Below are 18,785 nucleotides of genomic sequence, written 5' to 3'. Positions count from 1 at the left end.
TCGCCAGTCGATTCCGTCGCCGGGGCGCAGGCTTTTCTAGCGTGAAGGAATGCATATTCATGGCTCGTCGGCGCCAGATCTACGAAGGCAAGGCCAAGATCCTCTACGAAGGCCCCGAACCGGGCACGATCATCCAGTATTTCAAGGATGATGCGACCGCGTTCAACGCCGAGAAAAAGGGTACGATCAACGGCAAGGGCGTGATCAACAATCGCATCAGCGAATATGTGTTCACGCGGCTGTCGCACATCGGCATTCCGACGCATTTCATCCGCCGCCTCAACATGCGTGAGCAGCTGGTTCGCCAGGTCGAGATCATTCCGCTCGAAGTCGTGGTGCGCAATGTCGCCGCCGGCACGCTGAGCAAGCGCCTCGGGATCGAGGAAGGCGAGCTGCTGCCGCACACGCTGATTGAATATTGCCTCAAGGACGATGCGCTGGGCGACCCCAAGGTCTCCGAAGAGGAAATCGCCTGCTTTAACTGGTGCAGCCATGAAGAGCTGCAGGACATGTCGAGCATGGCGATCCGCATCAACGATTTCCTTTCGGGCATGTTCAGCGCGATCGATATCCGCCTGATCGACTTCAAGCTCGAATTCGGCCGTATCTGGGATGGCGATTTCAGCCGCGTGATCCTGGCCGACGAGATCAGCCCCGATGGCTGCCGCCTGTGGGACATCAACACCGGCGAGAAGCTCGACAAGGACCGGTTCCGCCGCGACCTGGGCGGCGAAAGCGAAGCCTACCAGGAGGTCGCGCGTCGTCTCGGCCTGCTGCAGAACGAAGACAGCGGTCCGGGCGAGGTGCTCGACATGAATGCGCACCGCGGGCGGCTGCGCACGCCGAGCAAGCCGAAGAAGTAACGCGGTCAGCCGTGCCCGGCGCAAGCGGCGCGGCGCGGCGTTGGCATAGAAAAAGGGCCGGAGGGATTGCTCCCCCCGGCCCTTTTCTTGTCGGTCGTCCGCGTGCTTAGTAGCTGACGCGGGCCGAGACGCCGAACACGCGCGGATCGTTGACGAATGCGGTGTTGTTGTTGAAGTCGATGCCGCCCTTCACATTGTCGGCATCGGTGATGTTGCGCACGAAGGCAGCAAGCTCGAACGTGCCGTCACGCTTGGCATAGCCGACCCGCAGCCCGCCCTCGATCTGGTTGTTCGTATTGAATTCGGCGCTTTCGTAGATGAAGAGGTTGGTCTTCCCCTGATAAGCCCAGTCGGTGAAGACGAAGATCTCGCCCGCATTGCCCACCGGCACGCCGTAACGCGCGGTGATGTCGGCGATCCATTCGGGGGCGTTGGGGAACGGGTTGCCATCCACCAGCGCGCGCGTGTTCCCCGACAGGACGACCGTCGGATCGGTCACAGTGCACTGCGCACAGATGCCGACCGCCAGCGCGTCGTCCTTGATCTCGGTCTTGTTCCAGCTCACGCCCGCAGTGACGAGGAAGTCGGGGGTGATCTGGAAGGCGCTGTCGAGTTCGAAGCCGTAGCCGCGGCCTTCCTCGGCGTTGACCAGCTGCACGAGATTGCCCGCGCCGCCCACCGCGGTGAACTGCGGATCTTCGATCGTGTAGTAATAGACCGCGCCATTAAGACGGATACTGCGCCCTGCGAATTCGGACTTGAAGCCGGCTTCATAGCTCATGATCTTTTCGGACGTGGCGATCGACGGGGCTGAACCGAAGGCAACATCGCGGCCCTGGATGGTCGGTGCACGGAACCCGCTCGCCACGCGTGCATAGACGCTGGCATCGAGGCTCACGTCGTAGAAGGCGGCAAGGTCCCAGCTGATCCGCTCGTCCTTGACGCTGCGTTCCTGCGCGCCGGGACCCGAGATGAACGACGTCTGCGTCACGGCAAACGCCTTCTCGTCCTCGGTATAGCGCAGGCCGCCGGTCAGTTTGAGCGCGGGAGTGATTTCGCCCGTCACCTGGCCGAACACGGCCCAGCTTTCGTTGGTGTGGTTGACGGTTACCGGCGGCGGGAAGTCGAAGCCGACGGTGGTGACGTCGAAGTCGCTGTCGAAATAGAACCCGCCGACCTGCCATTGCACCGGACCGTTCGAGTTCGAGGCGATGCGCACTTCCTGCGTGAATTGCTTGAGATCGATCGAGTCCTGCGTATCCGATTCAAACGGGATGAAACCGGGACCGGTCTCGACCACGTCGCCATTCTCATCACGAATGACCCATCCGCCATCGATATCACCGCGGCTGCGGCCTTCGCTGTTCGCCCAGCTGGTGATGCTGGTAAAGGTCGCGACATCGGCTTCGTAGTCGACCTTGGCGGTCGCGATCTCGGCCTTGTAAGCGGCTTCATTGCGACCGCCCGCATCGTAGAACACGGTGTCGCGGTCGTAATTGTCGTTCAGCTCGTTGTCGCCCGGGCCAAGGATATTGGCGCGGAACAGCGTAGACTGACCGTCGAGGTCGCGGATCGAATAGCTGCCGAGGATCGACAGGCGGTCGCCGGGAGTGATCAGCAGCTGCGCACGACCCGCCACTTCGCTGTAGGCGCCATAGGCATCCTCTTCACCGGTGAAGCCGTTGTCGATCCAGTTGTCGCGCTGCTGCCACAGACCCGACAGGCGCAGCGACACCACACCCGGAGCAAGCGGGACGGTGACGCCGCCATCGGCCGAAATGCTGTTGAAGCTGCCATAGCTGACCGACCCGTCGACCGCGAATTCGTCGCCCGGCTTGACCGTGTCGATCTTGACGATGCCGGCAGGCGTGTTGCGGCCGAACAGCGTGCCCTGCGGGCCGCGCAGCACTTCGATGCGCTCGACGTCGAAGATCGGGAAGGATTTGAGCGTGACGTTTTCCATCACGACATCGTCCATCACCACCGAAACGGGCTGCGATGCGGCGAGGTCGAAATCGGTATTGCCAAGTCCGCGGATGTAGAAGCGCGGGGCCGCGCGCCCGTTCGAGCTTTCGACGAACAGGCCGGGCACGCGCGCCGCCAGCGCGGTGATTTCCGCGCCCGCATCGAAGATCGTGCGCACGGTGCTGGCATCGAGCGTTGCCGCCGAAACCGCGACATCCTGCAGGTTTTCCTCGCGCCGATTGGCGGTGACGATGATGGTGTTAAGCTGGCCGTCGCCGGCTTCTGCGGCACCAGTTTCGCCGGCGTCAGTATCCTGCGCGAGGGCGGGTTGCGCGGCGAAGGCGGCAAGAGCGAGCGTGCTGGCGCCGAGGAAACGGGCAGCGGTGGATCGAATGGTCATGTCGGGGGAATTCCTGCTTGAGCGCGCATATTGGGGGGCGGGCATTTGGAGGGAAGCGGCATTATCGCCGTGCGCATCCGATAGCAGGTTGCGCGGGGAATTGGGGCGCGACGCATCCGATTGCGACAGATTGATTGCAAATGTTGCAATCGCGCTACAATCCGTCGCGGATATGTCACTTCGGCGGCCATCCCCGGCGCGCATCCACGCGGACTTGAATGCGCGCGGGCGCTGCGCCATAGGCGCGCCAACACGAAAGGCCTGTCGATGAAAATCCGCGTCCATGTCTCGCTCAAGCCCGGCGTCCTCGACCCGCAGGGCCGCGCCGTCCATCATGCGCTCGAAGGTCTGGGCTTCGACGGAGTTGCCGATGTCCGCGTGGGCCGGTTGATCGAACTCGAGGTCGCCGACGGCACGAGCGACGAGGCGCTGACCGATATGTGCGAGAAGCTGCTCGCCAATACGGTGATCGAAAACTACCGCATCGAGAAGGTCGGCTGATGACTTTCCGCGCCGCCGTAATCACCTTCCCCGGTTCCAATTGCGACCGCGACATGGCGGTGGCGATCGAGCGGGTTACGGGCGAAGGCCCGCTACGGGTCTGGCATGCCGATACCGAACTGCCCGAACGGCTTGATTTCATCGCGCTGCCCGGCGGCTTTTCCTATGGCGATTACCTGCGTTCGGGCGCGATGGCAGCGAACAGCCCGGTGATGCGCGGCGTCAAGCAGCAGGCCGAGCGCGGTGTGCCCGTGCTGGGCGTGTGCAACGGCTTCCAGGTCCTGACCGAAGCCGGCCTCCTGCCCGGCGCGCTGATGCGCAATGCCAGCCAGAACTTCATCTGCCGGACCGTTCCGCTGACGGTCGAAAACGACAGCTCACGCTTCACCGGCGGCTATTCCAGTGGCCAGACGATCCATATTCCGGTCGCGCATCACGATGGCAATTATTTTGCCGACGATGCGACGCTCGACCGGATCGAGGGCGAGGGCCGCGTGGCATTCCGTTATGTCGAGAATTGCAACGGATCGCGCCGCGATATTGCGGGTGTGCTCAATGCCGCAGGCAATGTGCTCGGCATGATGCCGCACCCCGAACGCGCGGTCGACCCGGCGCATGGCGGGACCGACGGACTGGCGCTGTTCGAAAATGCTTTGAAGGCCCTGGCCGAAGCCTGATCAGGCGCTTTTGAGCCGCTGCTCCGCTGCCCGGCGGGTAAAGACGCCCGCAACATCGCCGCGCGGCATCGGGCGACCGAAGTGGAAGCCCTGGATCTTGGTGCAGCCCATGCTGCGGATCATCTCGGCTTCTTCCTCGTTCTCGACGCCTTCCGCCGTGGTGGTCATGCCGAGACTGTCGGCCATGGCCACGACCGCGCGGATGATCGCGATCGATTCGGGGCTTTGCTGCGCCGCGCCCTGTACGAAGGTGCGGTCGACCTTGATGGTCGAGAACTTGAGCTTGCGCAGGTAGCCGAGCGAGGAATAGCCGGTCCCGAAATCGTCGAGCGCAACCGAGCATCCCAGCGCCATGCATTCTTCGAGCGCATTACGCGCCACGCTGGCGTCGCGCAGGAAGATGCTCTCGGTCACCTCGATCTCGAGCCGCTTGGGATCGAGCCCGCTATCCGACAGCGCGCGCACGACGGTGGCGGAGAAGTCGGTTTCGAGCAGCTGTTCGGGCGAGACGTTGACGTTGACCTTGACGTTGGCGGGCCAATTGTTCGCCGCTTCGCGACAGGCCTCTTCCATCACCCAGGTCCCGATCGGCACGATCAGGCGGGTGTCTTCGGCCAGCGGGATGAACTTGCCCGGGCTGACGAAACCGTGATCGGCGCTGTCCCAGCGGATCAGCGCTTCGAAGCTGACGATCTCTTCGGTCGTGGCGTCCACCACCGGCTGATAGTGCAGCAGCATCTCGTCGCGTTCGAGCGCGTTGCGCAGCGAATGTTCGAGCTGGCGCTTCTCTTCGGCATTGGCGTGTAGCGAGGGTTCGTATTCGCGGTGCATGCCCCCGCCCTCGCCCTTCGCGCGATAAAGCGCGAGATCGGCGTTGCGGAGCAATTCCTCGACCGTGCGCCCGTCGCGCGGACCCAGCGCCGAACCGACGCTGGCGCCGACATAAAGGACCTGGTTTTCGATGTGATAGGGCTCGGAAAGTCGCTGGATGATGTCGCGCGCCAGCGTGTCCATGCGTTCGCGGTTGGCGATGTCGCGGATGACCACTGCGAATTCGTCGCCGCCCAGGCGGCCCACGATCTCGCCTTCGACGACCAGGCTCTTGAGCCGTGCGGCGACTTCGCCAAGCATCCGGTCGCCGACCAGGTGCCCCAGCGAATCGTTGATCGCCTTGAACCGGTCGAGGTCGATCATGAGGAACGCACAGCGCGAGCGCCATTCGGCAGCGTATTTGAGCGCCTCGCCCAACGCCTCGTTGAGCATGCGGCGGTTGGGCAGCTGGGTCAGCGTATCGTAGCGCGCAAGATACTCGATCTTTTCCGAGGATTCGCGCTGCTCGGTGACGTCCGAACCGACACCGCGGAACCCCTGATACGTGCCCAGTTCGTCGACGATCGGCGTACCCGACAGCTCCCACCAACGGTCCTGCCCATCGATCGAGACCCTGACCACGAGGTTGGAGAAATTCTTCTTGCGCTTCAGCTTGTCGGCCAGCTCGTGCAGGCTTGGCGGGAAGCGGCCGGTTTTCCAGCCATCGCCCGAGATCAGCTGGAGGAAGGATTCCCCCTCGATCTGGCCGGGCTGCTTGCCCAGCGAAAAGGCAAAACGCGGCGAAACCGATTTGAGGCGGCGGCGCGGATCGATTTGCCACAGCCAGTCGGCCTGGCCTTCCTCGAATTCGCGCAGCAGCATGGAAACGACTTCGCTCTTCTCCTGCATCGCCGATTCGGCGAGCCGGGCAGCCACGCGGATTCGCGCACTTTCGATAACACCGAAGATCGCCAGCAGCGTGGTCATGAGCACTACGACGGCGAGCCCGAACTGAGCGGTAATGAGACTGGCTGCCAGCCCGCCTATCCCGGCGCCAAGCGTGAAGGTAATCGAACTGAGCGGCGCGCCGAAGCGGCTGGCGCTGCTCCCCACGACGAGCATGGCGATGACGGTCCAGACGAGTACGACCGATGCCGGATCCGCAAGCCAGGCGCAGGCGAGCATGCCCACCGACCACATCGCGCCCTTGGCACCCGAGGCCATGGCGTGGGATTTCATCTCTTCGAGCTCGATAAAGCGATTGTCGGCATCGCCCAGTCCAAGGTCGCAGCGGGCGGCGAAACCCACCGCGGTAAGCAACGCTAGCCCCCACGCCCCGAGCACTACTGTCGGAAGCGAACCGTAGAGCGTCACCGCGACGAGCAGGAAGCTTGTCAGATGCAGGCCGATACGGACCTTCACCCGTTCCTGTAGCAAGGCATATTGCTGGCCGTGAACCACGCCCCACTCGGAGCCCTCGGGCGCTTCCAGCCCGATGACCTGCCGAGTCGTCAGCGCAGATGCACTGGTTTGTTGGGGGTTTACCGGCTCGCTCACCCGGGGACGATTAACCGCAAAACCTTATCCTCTGGTAAAAAACGGACCAGAGAGTTGAGACCGGAAAAATGGGCAATCCAGCCCTAAGTTACTCCACAGTAACGGATTTCGCCAGATTTCGCGGCTGATCGACATCGGTGCCTTTGACGCACGCGACATGATAAGCGAGCAATTGCACCGGGATCGCGTAAACCAAAGGTGCGATCAGCGGATGGACGCGCGGCATCTCGATCGTTGCGAGGCAGCCCTCGCCCGCAGCTTCCAAACCTTCGGCATCGGAGATCAGCACGATCTGCCCGCCACGCGCGCGCACCTCTTCCATGTTCGACACGGTCTTTTCGAACAGTGGACCAGACGGCGCGAGCACAATCACGGGGACGTCCTCGTCAATCAGTGCGATCGGCCCATGCTTCATTTCCCCGCTGGCATAGCCCTCGGCATGGATATAGCTGATCTCCTTCAGCTTCAGCGCGCCTTCGAGCGCAAGCGGGAAATCCGGGCCACGGCCGAGATAAAGAACATCGCGCGCCGGGGCGACCAGATGCGCCATGCTGGCGATATCGTCATCATGGTCGAGCGCGGCGTTGAGCGCGGCGGGCGCTTCGAGCAGATGGCCGACAACCTCCTGCTCTTCTTCCCGGCTCATCAGCCCTTTCTTCACCGCCATATGCGCCGCCAGCGCGGCGAGCACGGCAAGCTGGCAACTGAATGCCTTGGTCGAGGCGACGCCGATCTCGGGTCCGGCATGCGTCGGCAACAGCAGATCGGCTTCGCGCGCCATCGAGCTGGTCGGCACGTTGACGATCACGCCGATGGTCTGACCATGCTCCTTGCAGTGGCGCAGCGCGGCGAGCGTATCCGCCGTCTCCCCGCTCTGCGAGATGAACAGCGCCAGCCCCCCATCCTCGAGCACCGGTTCGCGATAGCGGAACTCCGACGCCACATCGATGTCGACGGGCACGCGCGCGAAGCGTTCGAACCAGTATTTCGCGACCATGCCGGCATAGTAGGACGTGCCGCAGGCGACGATGGTAATGCGCCTGACGCTGGAAATGTCGAAATCGAACTGCGGCAATGCAACCGAATTGTCCGACTGGCGCAAATAGGAGCCGAGCGTCTGCGCGACCACGGTCGGCTGCTCGAAAATCTCCTTCTGCATGAAGTGGCGATAATTGCCCTTCTCTATCGCCGCCGCCGAAGCTCCCGAAATGGACACTTCACGCTCGACCGCGTGGTTCTCCGCATCATAGATCGTTGCGCCACCGCGCGACACGACCACCCAATCGCCTTCTTCGAGATAGCTGATCTGCTGGGTCAGCGGGGCCAGCGCCAGCGCGTCCGACCCGATATAGGTTTCGCCATCGCCATAACCGACGACCAGCGGCGAGCCGAGCCGTGCACCGATCAGCAGATCGGGATGGTCGCGGAAGGCGATCGCCAGCGAGAAGGCCCCGCGCAGGCGTGGCAACACAGTGGCGACGGCTTCCTGCGGGGTGCTACCCGTCTCGACCAGCCGCGACACCAAATGCGCAACCACTTCGCTATCGGTATCGCTTTCGAATTTACGGCCATCCGCGCGCAGTTCGGCGCGCAGTTCCTTGTAGTTCTCGATGATCCCGTTGTGGACCAGCGCCACCTGCTCGGTCGCGTGCGGATGTGCGTTGCGCGCGGTCGGCGCTCCGTGCGTGGCCCAGCGCGTATGCGCGATCCCGGTGTCACCGGGGGCAGGATTGTCGGCCAATTCGACCACCAGATTGTTGAGCTTGCCCTCGGCCCGCCTGCGGATCAGTTCGCCCTTGTCGAGCGTGCAGATCCCGGCGCTGTCATAACCACGGTATTCCATCCGGCGGAGGCCATCGACCAGCCGTTCCGCAACGGGTTCTGCACCGACGATACCGATAATTCCGCACATGGACCGTATTCTCCGAGTTAACTGTCTGGCGCGACGCTTAGCGGTTCCTGACGGGCAATCAATCAATCCGGCAGAATGGGCGTGCGCGGTGCACCTTCACCATAGCCAATGCTCGCGCGCTCAGGACGTGCTGACGCGTCACCACCTATTAGGGAATAATCAAGGTTTCCAAATTATTCACCACACTTCGAGAGGCGGACTTGGGCGCAAAAGCGCAAGGTTCCGCTGGGCGAATCAAGAGTTTCTTCGGGGGTTACCGGAATGAGCGCATTCGGACGGAAAAACGGGCCGGCAGGTATGGGCGCCGGTGCCCGTCCGCAATTTGGTGTGGCCAAACCCATGCGGGGCGGCTCGCCAACCCCTTCGCCATCCAAGCCCGACCCGGACGATGGCGGGGATCAATTCCCCCCGCTGCCTGAAAACGACACCCCCTCCGCCGGGCCCAACAGCACCGGCGATGCGATGTCGCGTCTCGAAGAGCGGATGAATTCCACGCATTCGGGCCAGAGCGAAGTCGGCGGGTTCGAAGCCAGCGTCCACAAGATCAAGGAACAGGTGCTGCCGCGCCTGCTCGAACGCGTCGATCCCGAAGCCGCGGCGACATTGTCCAAGGATGAACTGTCGGAAGAATTCCGCCCGATCATCATGGAAGTGTTGGCCGAACTGAAGGTCACGCTGAACCGCCGCGAACAATTCGCGCTTGAGAAGGTGCTGGTCGACGAACTGCTCGGCTTCGGTCCGCTCGAGGAATTGCTCAACGATCCCGACGTCTCGGACATCATGGTCAACGGCCCCGACCAGACCTATATCGAGAAAGGCGGCAAGCTGGTCATCGCGCCGATCAAGTTCCGTGACGAGACCCACCTGTTCCAGATCGCCCAGCGTATCGTGAACCAGGTCGGCCGCCGCGTCGACCAGACCACGCCGCTGGCCGACGCCCGTCTCAAGGACGGCAGCCGTGTCAACGTCATCGTCCCGCCGTTGTCGCTGCGCGGTACCGCGATCTCGATTCGTAAATTCTCCGAAAAGCCGATCACGCTCGATATGCTCAAGGACTTCGGTTCGATGAGCGACAAGATGTGTACCGCGCTCAAGATCGCCGGCGCCTGCCGGATGAACGTGGTCATTTCGGGTGGTACCGGTTCGGGCAAGACGACCATGCTCAACGCCCTGTCGAAGATGATCGACCCGGGCGAGCGCGTGCTGACGATCGAGGATGCGGCCGAATTGCGCCTGCAGCAGCCGCACTGGCTGCCGCTGGAAACACGTCCGCCCAACCTTGAAGGCCAGGGCGCCATTACCATTGGCGACCTTGTGAAGAACGCCCTGCGTATGCGTCCCGACCGCATCATCCTGGGCGAAATTCGCGGCGCGGAATGTTTCGACCTGCTCGCTGCGATGAACACGGGCCACGACGGGTCGATGTGTACGCTTCACGCCAACAGCCCGCGCGAATGCCTTGGCCGTATGGAAAACATGATCCTGATGGGCGACATCAAGATCCCCAAGGAAGCCATCAGCCGCCAGATCGCGGAAAGCGTCGACATCATCGTCCAGGTCAAGCGCCTGCGCGACGGTTCGCGCCGTACCACCAACATCACCGAGGTAATCGGGATGGAAGGCGACGTGATCGTGACGCAGGAACTGTTCAAGTTCGAATATCTCGACGAGGGCGAGGACGGCAAGATCATGGGCGAATACCGCTCGTCGGGCCTGCGTCCCTATACGCTCGAGAAAGCGCGCCAGTTCGGCTTCGACCAGGCATACCTGGAAGCATGTCTCTGACGCGAGCCCTCTCGTGCAGGCGATCTAAACCCGCGGAATTGTAAGAACACGCCGTACAAAGGCGTCTTCTTACAATCACGTAGCCTCCAACCGGCGTATACCCGCTTTCAGGGTAGGAACACGCCATGTTGAACAAGCTTCTCTTTCTGGGCCACCGCAAGCCAAAGCGGGACACGCTGCGCGATCTGGATCGCGAACGGCATTTCGAAACGCTGTATATGCAGAGCTTTACCGAAATGCGGGCACGTAACCCCAAGGCTCAGCACGCTATCCCTGGATAATCGCGGGGATCGAAGCCGCCAGCAGCCCGCCGGCAAACACCGCAAAGGTCAGGAACAGCCCCGTCCATGGCATCCAGCCGACGCGGTTGAGCACCGTCCGCTTCATCCTGCGCCGCTCCATCAGCAAGCAGAACAGCGCCGCGACGATGAAAGCCGCGGCCCAATAGGCAGCGAGTTCGGCATCGCTCGCGAACAGCAGGAAATCGGGTTCTTTCATCACGCCGCATATGGGCAGGCCGGCCGCTGCCTGCAATCTCCCGTTTGCACCGCGCCATGGCTGGGCTAACCGCCCCGGACGATGCAGCCCGAAAGCGATCATCCCCACCATCGGCCCCTGCTCGCGCTGGGTTTGCGTCTTGCCGCCGCTTTCGTTCTCGCGGGGCTGCTCGCTTGTGTGAAGCTCGCCAGCGACAGGGGCATCCACCTCGCCGAGATCATGTTCTGGCGACAATTGCCGACGATCCCGATCCTGTTCGCCTGGTTCGCGCTGCGCGGCCGGCTCGATGTGCTCGCCACCCGCCGCACCGGATCGCACCTGCGCCGCTCGGGCTTCGGCCTCGTCGGCATGGCGATGAATTTCGGCGCGGCGACATTGCTGCCGCTCGCGGTCGCGACCACGCTCAATTACAGCTCAGCGATCTTCGCGGTTTTACTATCTGCGCTGATCCTGCGCGAGCCGACGGGCGTGTGGCGCTGGAGCGCGGTGGCGCTGGGCTTTGCCGGCGTGTTGCTGATCGCGCAGCCATGGGGCGGCGAGCTGCCGCTGTTCGGGGCGGCGATCGCGCTCGGGGCGGCGCTGATGATCGCGCTGATCTCGGTGCAATTGCGCGATCTTGGGCGAACCGAGCATCCCTTCACCATCGTGTTCTATTTCTCGCTCTTCTCGGTCCCCGTGCTCGCGCTGGCGATGCCCTTCGTCGGGCAGGCGCATCCGCTGGAGGACTGGCTGCTCTTGCTCGCCTGCGGGGTGATCGGCCTGCTCGGCCAGGTCCTGCTGACCGCGGCGCTGCGTTACGGGACGGTCGCGAATGTCATCGTGATGGATTACTCGGGCCTCGTCTGGGCCACGTTATTCGGATGGCTGGTTTTCACCAATCTGCCGCCCGCCTCGTTCTGGTTCGGTGCGCCGCTGGTGGTGGGGGCCGGCCTGCTGATCGCCTGGCGCGAACACCGGCTGGGCCTGGCGCGCAGGGCATTGACGGAACCGAAGGAAGCATGATCCGTTGAACCTGTCGCACCCCGCAATGGGAGCCCTTTGGGAAGGAAACGACGATGATCAAGAAAATCCTGCTCGCCCTCGGCATCACCACGATGACGCTGACCGCCGCCGCCTGCAACACCGTGCGCGGTGCGGGCGACGACCTGCAGTCCGCCGCCAACACGGTCGACGACGCGACCTGAGCCGAACCACAAGTTGACAGCAAGACGCCCGCCCTCACCGGCGGGCGTTTTCGTATGTGGGCTATTTCCCCGTCAGGCGTTTCCACACCCAGCGCCAGAAGCGGGCCTCGAGCATCATCAGCCGCGCGATCACCGGCGGGATGCCTTGCCGTTCGAGTTCGGCGGTGCTCGGTGTCGCGCCAAAGACAATCCGCGCCATGGCCATGATCGCGGCGGCTTCGAACAATACCAGTACGATGAGCCCGACCCAGCGCAGACCCGCGCCGAACCCCAGCAGACTGTGCGCTTCGGGCGGGACGATCTGGCCCGCCAGCCAGATACCGCCGCAAAACAGCGCAAGCATGCGCAGCGCGAACGCGCGGCGCGGCATGTCGCGATAACAGATCGCGAACAGCACCGGCATGAAGATGCACCAGTCGAACAGGACGATCGCTTCGCCCAGCCGCGGTTGCTGGTTCCACATAGACGCCCCGCGCAAGGACCAGGACACGGCAAGCCATACGGGTAGCAGCAGATAGAACCAATGGCGGCTGGCGAGTTCACGAATGGATAGGGTGGTCATGAGGCGTCTCCCTCCTGCGACACCCTATCGGCGAGGCGCGGCGGCGCAAGGGTGCTCGCGCTGAGCAGAAGACAATCGCGCCGCCTGCGATAAGCCCGCATCAGGCGCTTCGCGGGTAGTGGGTGGCGGGTGGTTGGGCGCGGACCATGTTTCACGGGCCCCGCAACGACCTGAGCCGGGTTCGAATGGCATGAGTTCTGTTTTTGGGTGGAAAGCTGCCGCTCAACAGGCAGGTAATGGCTTCCCGACTTCAAAGTGAGCCCATCCATGATGTCCACCATCTGAGATTTTGAGAGAGTATCTTACTCCCTCCGATAGAGGTTTTGGGGGCTGCGGCACCTCCCAACCCGAAATCTTTTGGCCGTAAACGATGGCCCTCCGAGGCATCCTATCGTCAAAGTCCTCATATGCTAACTCCGTTGCCCACACCACGGCCTGTTCGTAGGGTCGGCTGTCAGCAACCCTGACATTGAGTTCGTCCGGGCGAGGTTGATAATCGCGAAGCCAACCGTCGATTGGAACTAGTCTAAAGGCAACAGCATCGCCGAGTTGGCAAACGTCCACATCGAAGTTTTCAAGCGTGCAACCGCTTAACGACGAAATCGCGAACATAGAAAGCAGCGTAGAGGATAGACGGACCACACACCTCTCTTACGAAGTGACCACAATGTCCGCAATCGGGTCGTTAGCCGACATTCCCGCTCAACCTCGTCGATAGACCAGAACCAAATTGTTCGCAGGCATTGCGTGGCGTGCGGTTCGGCGTAGGCCGTGGTCTGCGGCCAGTGCGTCGAGATCGTCGGTATTGCGCAGGCCCCATTCGGGATTGCGCTGCCTAAGCGACTGATCGAACGCCAGGTTCGACGGTGCGGTTTCCTGGTCGGGTTCGATGAAGGGGCCGTAGAGCACCAGCGGTGCGCCGCTGGCCAATATCCGCCCCGCCCCCGCAAACAGCCCGACCGCCGCGTCCCACGGGCTGATATGCACCATGTTCACGCACAGCACCGCATCCGCCGCAGCGATCGGCCAGTCGGCCTGCGCGGCATCGAGCGCGATCGCGGGACGGAGGTTCTCACAACCGGATTCGGCCGCCCAGGCGTCGACGGAAGCCATCGCCTCGGCATCGTGATCGCTCGGTTGCCAGTCCAGCGCGGGGAAGCGTCGCGCCAGGAACAGCGCGTGTTCGCCGCTCCCACTGGCGATTTCGAGCACCAGCCCGCTCGCGGGCAATTCCTCCGCCAACACTTCGGCCAAGGGCTCCGAATTGCGTGCGGTGGCGGGTGCGTGGCGCTTCAATTGACCTGCCTGTCGCGCCCTTCCCAATAGGGCGCGCGCAATTCGCGGCGCAGGATCTTGCCGCTGGCGTTACGCGGCAATTCGGGAATGACATCGACCGTCTTGGGGACCTTGAAGCCTGCCAGCCGCTCGCGCGTGAAGGTGATGATATCCTCGGCATCGACCGCGCTGCCGGGTTTGGCCACCACGCAGGCCTTGACCGCTTCGCCCCAGGTAACGTCGGGCACGCCGATTACCGCCACTTCGCCCACCGCCGGGTGGCCGTAGATCGCGCTTTCGACCTGTGCGGGGTAGACGTTCTCGCCGCCCGAAATGATCATGTCCTTGATGCGGTCCTGGATATAGACGTAGCCATCCTCGTCCATGTAGGCGGCGTCGCCGGTGTACATCCAGCCGTCCTTGAGCGCGCCCTCGGTCGCATCGGGCAGGTTCCAGTAGCCCTGCATGTTCGACGGGCTCTTGCACACCAGTTCGCCCACTTCGCCATGCGGCAGTTCGGCGCCGTCTTCGCCGACGACCTTGAGTTCGGCGCCCGGCACGGCCTTGCCCGCGCTGCGCATGCGCTGGTTACCGTCGAGCGCGTGGTCTTCGGGCGGGAGCATGGCGATGGTGCCGGTCGTCTCGGTCATGCCGTAGCATTGCAGGAAGCCTGCGCCGGGAATGGTCTGCACCGCCTCACGCAGCAGGTCGAGCGGGATCGGCGCGGCCCCATACATGACGTATTTGACCGCCGACATGTCGGTGTCCTTCGCGCGCGGGTGCTGCACCACCATCTGCAGCGCGGCGGGCACGATGAACAGCCGGGTGATCCCCTGTTCGAAGCCGTCGAGCACGCCGTCGGGCGTGAATTCGGACTGGACGATGCCGCGGATACCTGCCGCGATCGCCATGATGCCAAGCCCGGTCCCGCCGATATGCGCGCACGGCATGCAGATCAGGATCGCCTCGTCCTCGTCCCAGCTCGACCATGGCTGTGCCGCCTGTTCGGCGGGCTGGCGCAGCGAGAACAGGTTGGCATTGGTCAGGACCGCACCCTTGGGATTGCCCGTGGTGCCCGAAGTGTAGAGCTGGAGGACGGGATCGTCGGGTCCCGCGCCGTCGAACACATCGGCAGGTGCGGCGGCGATTTCGCGCTGGGCGGTGGGCGTGTCGATAATCTCGGGGGGCGTATCCAGTTCGCCGCAGGCCTTGGCGGCAAGTTCGCCAAACCCTTCGTCGATGAACACCAGCTTCGCGCCGGTATCGCCGAGGATATAGGCAATCTCGGGCGCGGCAAGACGCCAGCCGATCGGCACCATGACCACGCCGATGCGCGCAGCGGAATAGAACAGTTCGAAATAATGGCGCGCGTTCTTGCCCAGCCAGGCGATCCGGTCACCCTTGCCCACCCCGTGCGCGGCGAGCATCGCCACGATCCGGCGCGAGCGGTCCTCCAGCTCGGCGAAGGTCAGCGCCGCGCCATCCTGTTCAAGCGCGACCTGATCGGGCTTTTCCTGCGCCCAATGCGTGATGAGCTCATCGAAGGTGAGCTTTTCGGTGTCTGCCATATATCCTCTCCGCTGTTTTCAGCAGTTGGGGGGCATCATGGCAGGTCGGTTGCTTCGCGCAACCCGATTCCGACAGGCGTTAGTGCCAGCGTCCGCCGGCCCGCGCGCGGCGTTCGCGAATGGCCAGCCAGAGGAACAGGCCGAGCGGCCCGGCGAAGAAGGTGGCGAGCAGGATCGGCGCCTGCAGCAGCCGCGAAAAGCCCTTCGCATCGGCATCGCGCGCAATCCACAGACCGGCGAAGAGATCGAAGGCAAGGTAGTGGATCCAGCCGACGGTCACGCCGCCATCGCTGGCGAAGATCGCGCGCACGCCCTCGATCGTCGAGAAGCTGGCCGCTTCACCCGAGCCGAGGGGAGCGGGGTCGAAGGCGCCCGCCAGGATACCGATCAGGCCGACGGTATAGGCAAGGCACAGCAGCCCCACCCCGGCGTAGAGCACCGCCGCCAGCAGCGCCGGCCAGCGGGGCAACAGGATCAATCCGGCCCACATTATCATGGCAAGCACGCTGGCTGTCCCGAAGGCCGTATCCCACATCAGATTACCTCATAATCGATTTGCGGCAGCGTATGCGCGGCACGCTGGATGGCGTCGTTATCATGGACGAAGCGCCCACGCGCGGCGCGTTTGGCGAGCGCCAACGCTGCCCGCGCAACGACATCGACCTTGATACCACGATACTGGCGGTATTTGCCATGGAGCAGCAGGTTCGCCACCGGCGCAGCCGCGATGCCGAACCGCTCGGCAGGTCGGTGATCGTTCTCGCGCGTGCCGCGCAGCAGGCCGGGGCGCAGGATATCGAGCCGATTGAAGCGTAGCTTGGTCAATTCGCGTTCGACCTCGCCCTTCACGCGCAGGTAGAACGGTTTCACCATCGGATCGGCGCCGACCGAGCTGATGTGAACGAACCGCTCGACGCCCAGTTCGCGTGCCGCGCGCGCGGTGTCGAGCACGAGGTCCTGATCGACCGCGCGAAACGCCGCCTCGTCCGCGCCCGCCTTCTTCCACGTCGTGCCCAGCGCGCAGATGATAGCCCTGGGCTGGACTGCCTCGATCACTTCTCCCCATTTGGCGGGCTCGGCCACGAACAATTCCATGCGGATGCCGCGCGGCAGCGCCGCCTCGCGCCGGGCGATACCGGTCAGGCGCAGATCCTCGCGTCCGACGCATTGCCTGATCACGCTCGACCCGACGAGCCCGGTGGCGCCGATCAGGGCGATGCGGACGGCGTCAGACATTGCTCAACCCTTCGGGCATGCTGCCATAGATGCGGCTGCACTGGGTGATCGCATAACGATCGGTCATCCCGGCAATGAAATCCGCAATATGACGGCTGCGCCGGGGTTCCTGCGCGGGCAGCGTGGCCAGCCAGTCCTCGGGCATCGTGCCGGGGTCTTCATGATAGGCGGTAAACAGCCGCGCGATCACGTTGCGTGCGCGTTCGGCGGTGGCGAGCTGTTCCTCGTGATAATAGAGCCGGTCGTACATGAAGCGCTTGAGCACGCGTTCGCGTTCACCCATCGCGGGCGAGAACCCGGCGAGTTGGCGGCCCGCATTGCGCACTTCGTCGACACTCGCAATACCCTGCACCTGTTCGCGCGTATGCGTGAGGACATCGTTGACCATCAGGCCGATCTGCGTGCGGACCAGTTCGCGCAGCTGGCGATCGCGTGGGGCAAAGGGAAAGCGTTTCTCTACCGCGCGCCACTGATCCGCCAGCCAGTCGAGCGCGAGCAGATCGTCGAGCTCGAGGAAGCCGGCGCGCAAGCCGTCGTCGATGTCGTGATTGTCATAGGCGATATCGTCCGCCACCGCTGCAACCTGCGCCTCGAGCGAGGGCCAGGTCGCGAGGTCGAGCGGGAAGGCGCGGTCGATTTCGGCCAGCGCCCAACTGGGCGACGCCACCGGACCATTGTGCTTGGCCAGCCCTTCGAGCGTTTCCCAGGTGAGGTTGAGCCCGTCATGGTCGCAATAGGGGCTTTCGAGGCGCGCAAGCGTGCGCAGCCCTTGTGCATTGTGGTCATAGCCGCCGGCATGGACCATTGCTTCTCCAAGCGCCTTCTCGCCAGCATGGCCGAAAGGCGGATGGCCGATATCGTGACCCAGACAGAGCGCTTCGGTAAGGTCCTCGTCCAGTCCCAATTCGCGCGCCAGCACGCGGCCGACCTGCGCGACCTCGATACTGTGCGTCAGCCGGGTCCGGTAATGATCGCCATCGGGCGAGACGAACACCTGCGTCTTGGAACGCAGGCGGCGAAAGGCGATCGAATGGACGATGCGGTCGCGGTCGCGCTGGAATTCGCTGCGCGGGCCGCGCGACCCCTCGCGTTCCTCGGTGAATTCGCGACCGCGGCTGGCGGCGGGATCGGAAGCGTAGGGGGCTGTGTGCATGCCCGCCGGGGCTTAGGTCAGCACCGGGTGGGCGACAACGTGAACGAAAAGCGAACCCGGCGGATTATCGGCAGAATGTGCGCCTGCACAGCCGGGTTCGGCAGTTCGCGGATTTACCCGAGGATCCAGTCGGCTGCGGCGCGGCAGTGGATGTCGGTGGAATCGTAGACCGGCAGCACATTGGCATCGGTGTCCACCACCAGTTCAAGTTCGGTGCAGGCCAGCACGATCGCCTCGGCGCCGTCCTTTTCCTTCATCGTGATGATGGTCTTGAGCGCGCGTTCGGCATCGCGGGTGACGCGGCCCAGCATCAATTCCTTGTAGATGATCCCGTCGACCAGCTCCACATCGTTGGGATCGGGCGGCAGCAGATCGACCCCGTGGCCGACCAACCGCTGGCGATAGAAGCTTTCGGTCATCACGAAGCGCGTGCCGAGCAACGCGGCGCTCTTGCACTCGGCGTCTTCCATCGCCTGGCCGACACTGTCGGCGATGTGCAGCACGGGGATCGAAACCGCTTCGGTCAGGCGGTCATAGACCTTGTGCATGGCATTGGCGGCGATCACCAGACCTTCGGCCCCGGCGCTTTCCAGCCGCCGCGCGGATTCGACCAGGGTCGCAGCGATGGTGTCCCAGTCGTTGGCATTCTTGGCCGCGGCGATGGGCGCGTAATCGAGGCTTTCGATGAGCAGCGGCGGGCTGGCCAAGGGAGCCGCCCGCTTCTGCACGGATTTGTTGATCCGTTCGTAATAGGCGCGGGTCGAGATCCAGCTCATCCCCCCGATAATGCCAAGCTTACGCAACCGTCTGTCCCCTATTTCGCCCTGATGTTCGCAAGA

General features: G+C 63.6%; 18 protein-coding genes. 7 read left to right on the top strand and 11 right to left on the bottom strand.

Going from position 1 to position 18,785, the window contains the following annotated elements; genetic code table 11:
• The first annotated feature begins 59 nt into the window (after positions 1 to 59).
• On the top strand, positions 60 to 863 hold the full coding sequence (purC, locus tag N6L26_RS01865; protein WP_253517555.1) for a phosphoribosylaminoimidazolesuccinocarboxamide synthase: 804 nt from the start codon (positions 60 to 62) through the stop codon (positions 861 to 863).
• Between the two features lie 106 nt (positions 864 to 969).
• Here purC and N6L26_RS01860 read toward each other — a convergent pair whose 3' ends face one another.
• Positions 970 to 3,228, bottom strand: coding sequence for a TonB-dependent receptor (locus N6L26_RS01860; protein WP_263606357.1), 2,259 nt, complete (start codon positions 3,226 to 3,228; stop codon positions 970 to 972).
• A gap of 267 nt (positions 3,229 to 3,495) precedes the next feature.
• On the opposite strand from N6L26_RS01860, the gene purS reads away from it, so the two are divergent.
• Complete coding sequence (purS, locus tag N6L26_RS01855) at positions 3,496 to 3,729, top strand: phosphoribosylformylglycinamidine synthase subunit PurS (RefSeq protein WP_263606356.1); 234 nt, start codon at positions 3,496 to 3,498, stop codon at positions 3,727 to 3,729.
• Complete coding sequence (gene purQ / locus N6L26_RS01850; RefSeq protein WP_263606355.1) at positions 3,729 to 4,406, top strand: phosphoribosylformylglycinamidine synthase subunit PurQ; 678 nt, start codon at positions 3,729 to 3,731, stop codon at positions 4,404 to 4,406. Before purS ends, purQ begins: the two co-directional genes overlap by 1 nt.
• Here purQ and N6L26_RS01845 read toward each other — a convergent pair whose 3' ends face one another.
• Positions 4,407 to 6,773, bottom strand: a complete 2,367-nt coding sequence (locus N6L26_RS01845) for a putative bifunctional diguanylate cyclase/phosphodiesterase (protein ID WP_263606354.1) — start codon at positions 6,771 to 6,773, stop codon at positions 4,407 to 4,409.
• Between the two features lie 88 nt (positions 6,774 to 6,861).
• Positions 6,862 to 8,685: a glutamine--fructose-6-phosphate transaminase (isomerizing) gene (gene glmS, locus N6L26_RS01840; protein WP_263606353.1), complete on the bottom strand. Its 1,824-nt coding sequence runs from the start codon at positions 8,683 to 8,685 to the stop codon at positions 6,862 to 6,864.
• 261 nt (positions 8,686 to 8,946) lie between these two features.
• On the opposite strand from glmS, the gene N6L26_RS01835 reads away from it, so the two are divergent.
• Positions 8,947 to 10,470: a CpaF family protein gene (locus tag N6L26_RS01835; protein ID WP_263606352.1), complete on the top strand. Its 1,524-nt coding sequence runs from the start codon at positions 8,947 to 8,949 to the stop codon at positions 10,468 to 10,470.
• Between the two features lie 125 nt (positions 10,471 to 10,595).
• Positions 10,596 to 10,751: a hypothetical protein gene (locus N6L26_RS01830; protein WP_263606351.1), complete on the top strand. Its 156-nt coding sequence runs from the start codon at positions 10,596 to 10,598 to the stop codon at positions 10,749 to 10,751.
• On the opposite strand, the gene N6L26_RS01825 is transcribed toward N6L26_RS01830, so the two are convergent.
• Positions 10,738 to 10,968: a hypothetical protein gene (locus N6L26_RS01825; protein ID WP_263606350.1), complete on the bottom strand. Its 231-nt coding sequence runs from the start codon at positions 10,966 to 10,968 to the stop codon at positions 10,738 to 10,740. The two genes, N6L26_RS01830 and N6L26_RS01825, sit on opposite strands and share 14 nt — an antisense overlap.
• An 81-nt stretch (positions 10,969 to 11,049) precedes the next feature.
• Between N6L26_RS01825 and N6L26_RS01820 the strand changes: the two genes are divergently transcribed.
• Positions 11,050 to 11,970, top strand: coding sequence for a DMT family transporter (locus tag N6L26_RS01820; protein WP_263606349.1), 921 nt, complete (start codon positions 11,050 to 11,052; stop codon positions 11,968 to 11,970).
• Between the two features lie 53 nt (positions 11,971 to 12,023).
• Positions 12,024 to 12,152, top strand: coding sequence for a hypothetical protein (locus tag N6L26_RS01815; RefSeq protein WP_263606348.1), 129 nt, complete (start codon positions 12,024 to 12,026; stop codon positions 12,150 to 12,152).
• Positions 12,153 to 12,213: 61 nt separating this feature from the next.
• On the opposite strand, the gene N6L26_RS01810 is transcribed toward N6L26_RS01815, so the two are convergent.
• The 7 genes from N6L26_RS01810 to N6L26_RS01780 all read right to left on the bottom strand — a co-directional run bounded on the left by N6L26_RS01810 (position 12,214) and on the right by N6L26_RS01780 (position 18,749).
• Positions 12,214 to 12,714 carry a hypothetical protein gene (locus N6L26_RS01810; RefSeq protein ID WP_263606347.1) on the bottom strand — a complete coding sequence of 167 codons (501 nt, stop codon included), beginning with the start codon at positions 12,712 to 12,714 and terminating at the stop codon, positions 12,214 to 12,216.
• A gap of 702 nt (positions 12,715 to 13,416) precedes the next feature.
• Positions 13,417 to 14,010: a class I SAM-dependent methyltransferase gene (locus N6L26_RS01805; RefSeq protein WP_263606346.1), complete on the bottom strand. Its 594-nt coding sequence runs from the start codon at positions 14,008 to 14,010 to the stop codon at positions 13,417 to 13,419.
• Entirely contained in the window at positions 14,007 to 15,557 is a 1,551-nt protein-coding gene (locus tag N6L26_RS01800) for a fatty acid--CoA ligase (protein WP_263606345.1), read from the bottom strand. The genes N6L26_RS01805 and N6L26_RS01800 overlap by 4 nt, the downstream gene beginning before the upstream one ends.
• A gap of 79 nt (positions 15,558 to 15,636) precedes the next feature.
• The gene (locus tag N6L26_RS01795) at positions 15,637 to 16,092 is read right to left on the bottom strand and encodes an ABA4-like family protein (RefSeq protein ID WP_263606344.1); all 456 of its coding nucleotides are present in this window, start codon (positions 16,090 to 16,092) and stop codon (positions 15,637 to 15,639) included.
• Positions 16,092 to 16,793, bottom strand: coding sequence for an NAD(P)H-binding protein (locus tag N6L26_RS01790; protein WP_263606343.1), 702 nt, complete (start codon positions 16,791 to 16,793; stop codon positions 16,092 to 16,094). Before N6L26_RS01790 ends, N6L26_RS01795 begins: the two co-directional genes overlap by 1 nt.
• Positions 16,786 to 17,946 carry a deoxyguanosinetriphosphate triphosphohydrolase gene (locus N6L26_RS01785; protein ID WP_263606342.1) on the bottom strand — a complete coding sequence of 387 codons (1,161 nt, stop codon included), beginning with the start codon at positions 17,944 to 17,946 and terminating at the stop codon, positions 16,786 to 16,788. The genes N6L26_RS01790 and N6L26_RS01785 overlap by 8 nt, the downstream gene beginning before the upstream one ends.
• Before the next feature lie 113 nt (positions 17,947 to 18,059).
• Positions 18,060 to 18,749, bottom strand: a complete 690-nt coding sequence (locus tag N6L26_RS01780; protein WP_263606341.1) for an aspartate/glutamate racemase family protein — start codon at positions 18,747 to 18,749, stop codon at positions 18,060 to 18,062.
• Positions 18,750 to 18,785: the final 36 nt, after the last annotated feature.

The organism is Qipengyuania sp. SS22 (genome assembly GCF_025736935.1).
In the GTDB taxonomy this organism is placed as follows: Bacteria; Pseudomonadota; Alphaproteobacteria; order Sphingomonadales; family Sphingomonadaceae; genus Qipengyuania.
Note: the sequence above shows the minus strand (reverse complement) of the source record. Positions and strands in the feature narration are given on the sequence as shown.

Excerpts from the sequence above, each read along its gene's own strand:
- N6L26_RS01810 (WP_263606347.1), bottom strand. The coding sequence starts at position 12,714 with ATGACCACCCTATCCATTCGTGAACTCGCCAGCCGCCATTGGTTCTAT.
- N6L26_RS01815 (WP_263606348.1), top strand. The coding sequence starts at position 12,024 with ATGATCAAGAAAATCCTGCTCGCCCTCGGCATCACCACGATGACGCTG.
- N6L26_RS01800 (WP_263606345.1), bottom strand. The coding sequence starts at position 15,557 with ATGGCAGACACCGAAAAGCTCACCTTCGATGAGCTCATCACGCATTGG.
- N6L26_RS01835 (WP_263606352.1), top strand. The coding sequence starts at position 8,947 with ATGAGCGCATTCGGACGGAAAAACGGGCCGGCAGGTATGGGCGCCGGT.
- purS (WP_263606356.1), top strand. The coding sequence starts at position 3,496 with ATGAAAATCCGCGTCCATGTCTCGCTCAAGCCCGGCGTCCTCGACCCG.
- N6L26_RS01795 (WP_263606344.1), bottom strand. The coding sequence starts at position 16,092 with ATGTGGGATACGGCCTTCGGGACAGCCAGCGTGCTTGCCATGATAATG.
- N6L26_RS01860 (WP_263606357.1), bottom strand. The coding sequence starts at position 3,228 with ATGACCATTCGATCCACCGCTGCCCGTTTCCTCGGCGCCAGCACGCTC.
- N6L26_RS01825 (WP_263606350.1), bottom strand. The coding sequence starts at position 10,968 with ATGAAAGAACCCGATTTCCTGCTGTTCGCGAGCGATGCCGAACTCGCT.
- glmS (WP_263606353.1), bottom strand. The coding sequence starts at position 8,685 with ATGTGCGGAATTATCGGTATCGTCGGTGCAGAACCCGTTGCGGAACGG.
- N6L26_RS01820 (WP_263606349.1), top strand. The coding sequence starts at position 11,050 with ATGCAGCCCGAAAGCGATCATCCCCACCATCGGCCCCTGCTCGCGCTG.
- purQ (WP_263606355.1), top strand. The coding sequence starts at position 3,729 with ATGACTTTCCGCGCCGCCGTAATCACCTTCCCCGGTTCCAATTGCGAC.
- N6L26_RS01790 (WP_263606343.1), bottom strand. The coding sequence starts at position 16,793 with ATGTCTGACGCCGTCCGCATCGCCCTGATCGGCGCCACCGGGCTCGTC.
- N6L26_RS01785 (WP_263606342.1), bottom strand. The coding sequence starts at position 17,946 with ATGCACACAGCCCCCTACGCTTCCGATCCCGCCGCCAGCCGCGGTCGC.
- N6L26_RS01830 (WP_263606351.1), top strand. The coding sequence starts at position 10,596 with ATGTTGAACAAGCTTCTCTTTCTGGGCCACCGCAAGCCAAAGCGGGAC.
- purC (WP_253517555.1), top strand. The coding sequence starts at position 60 with ATGGCTCGTCGGCGCCAGATCTACGAAGGCAAGGCCAAGATCCTCTAC.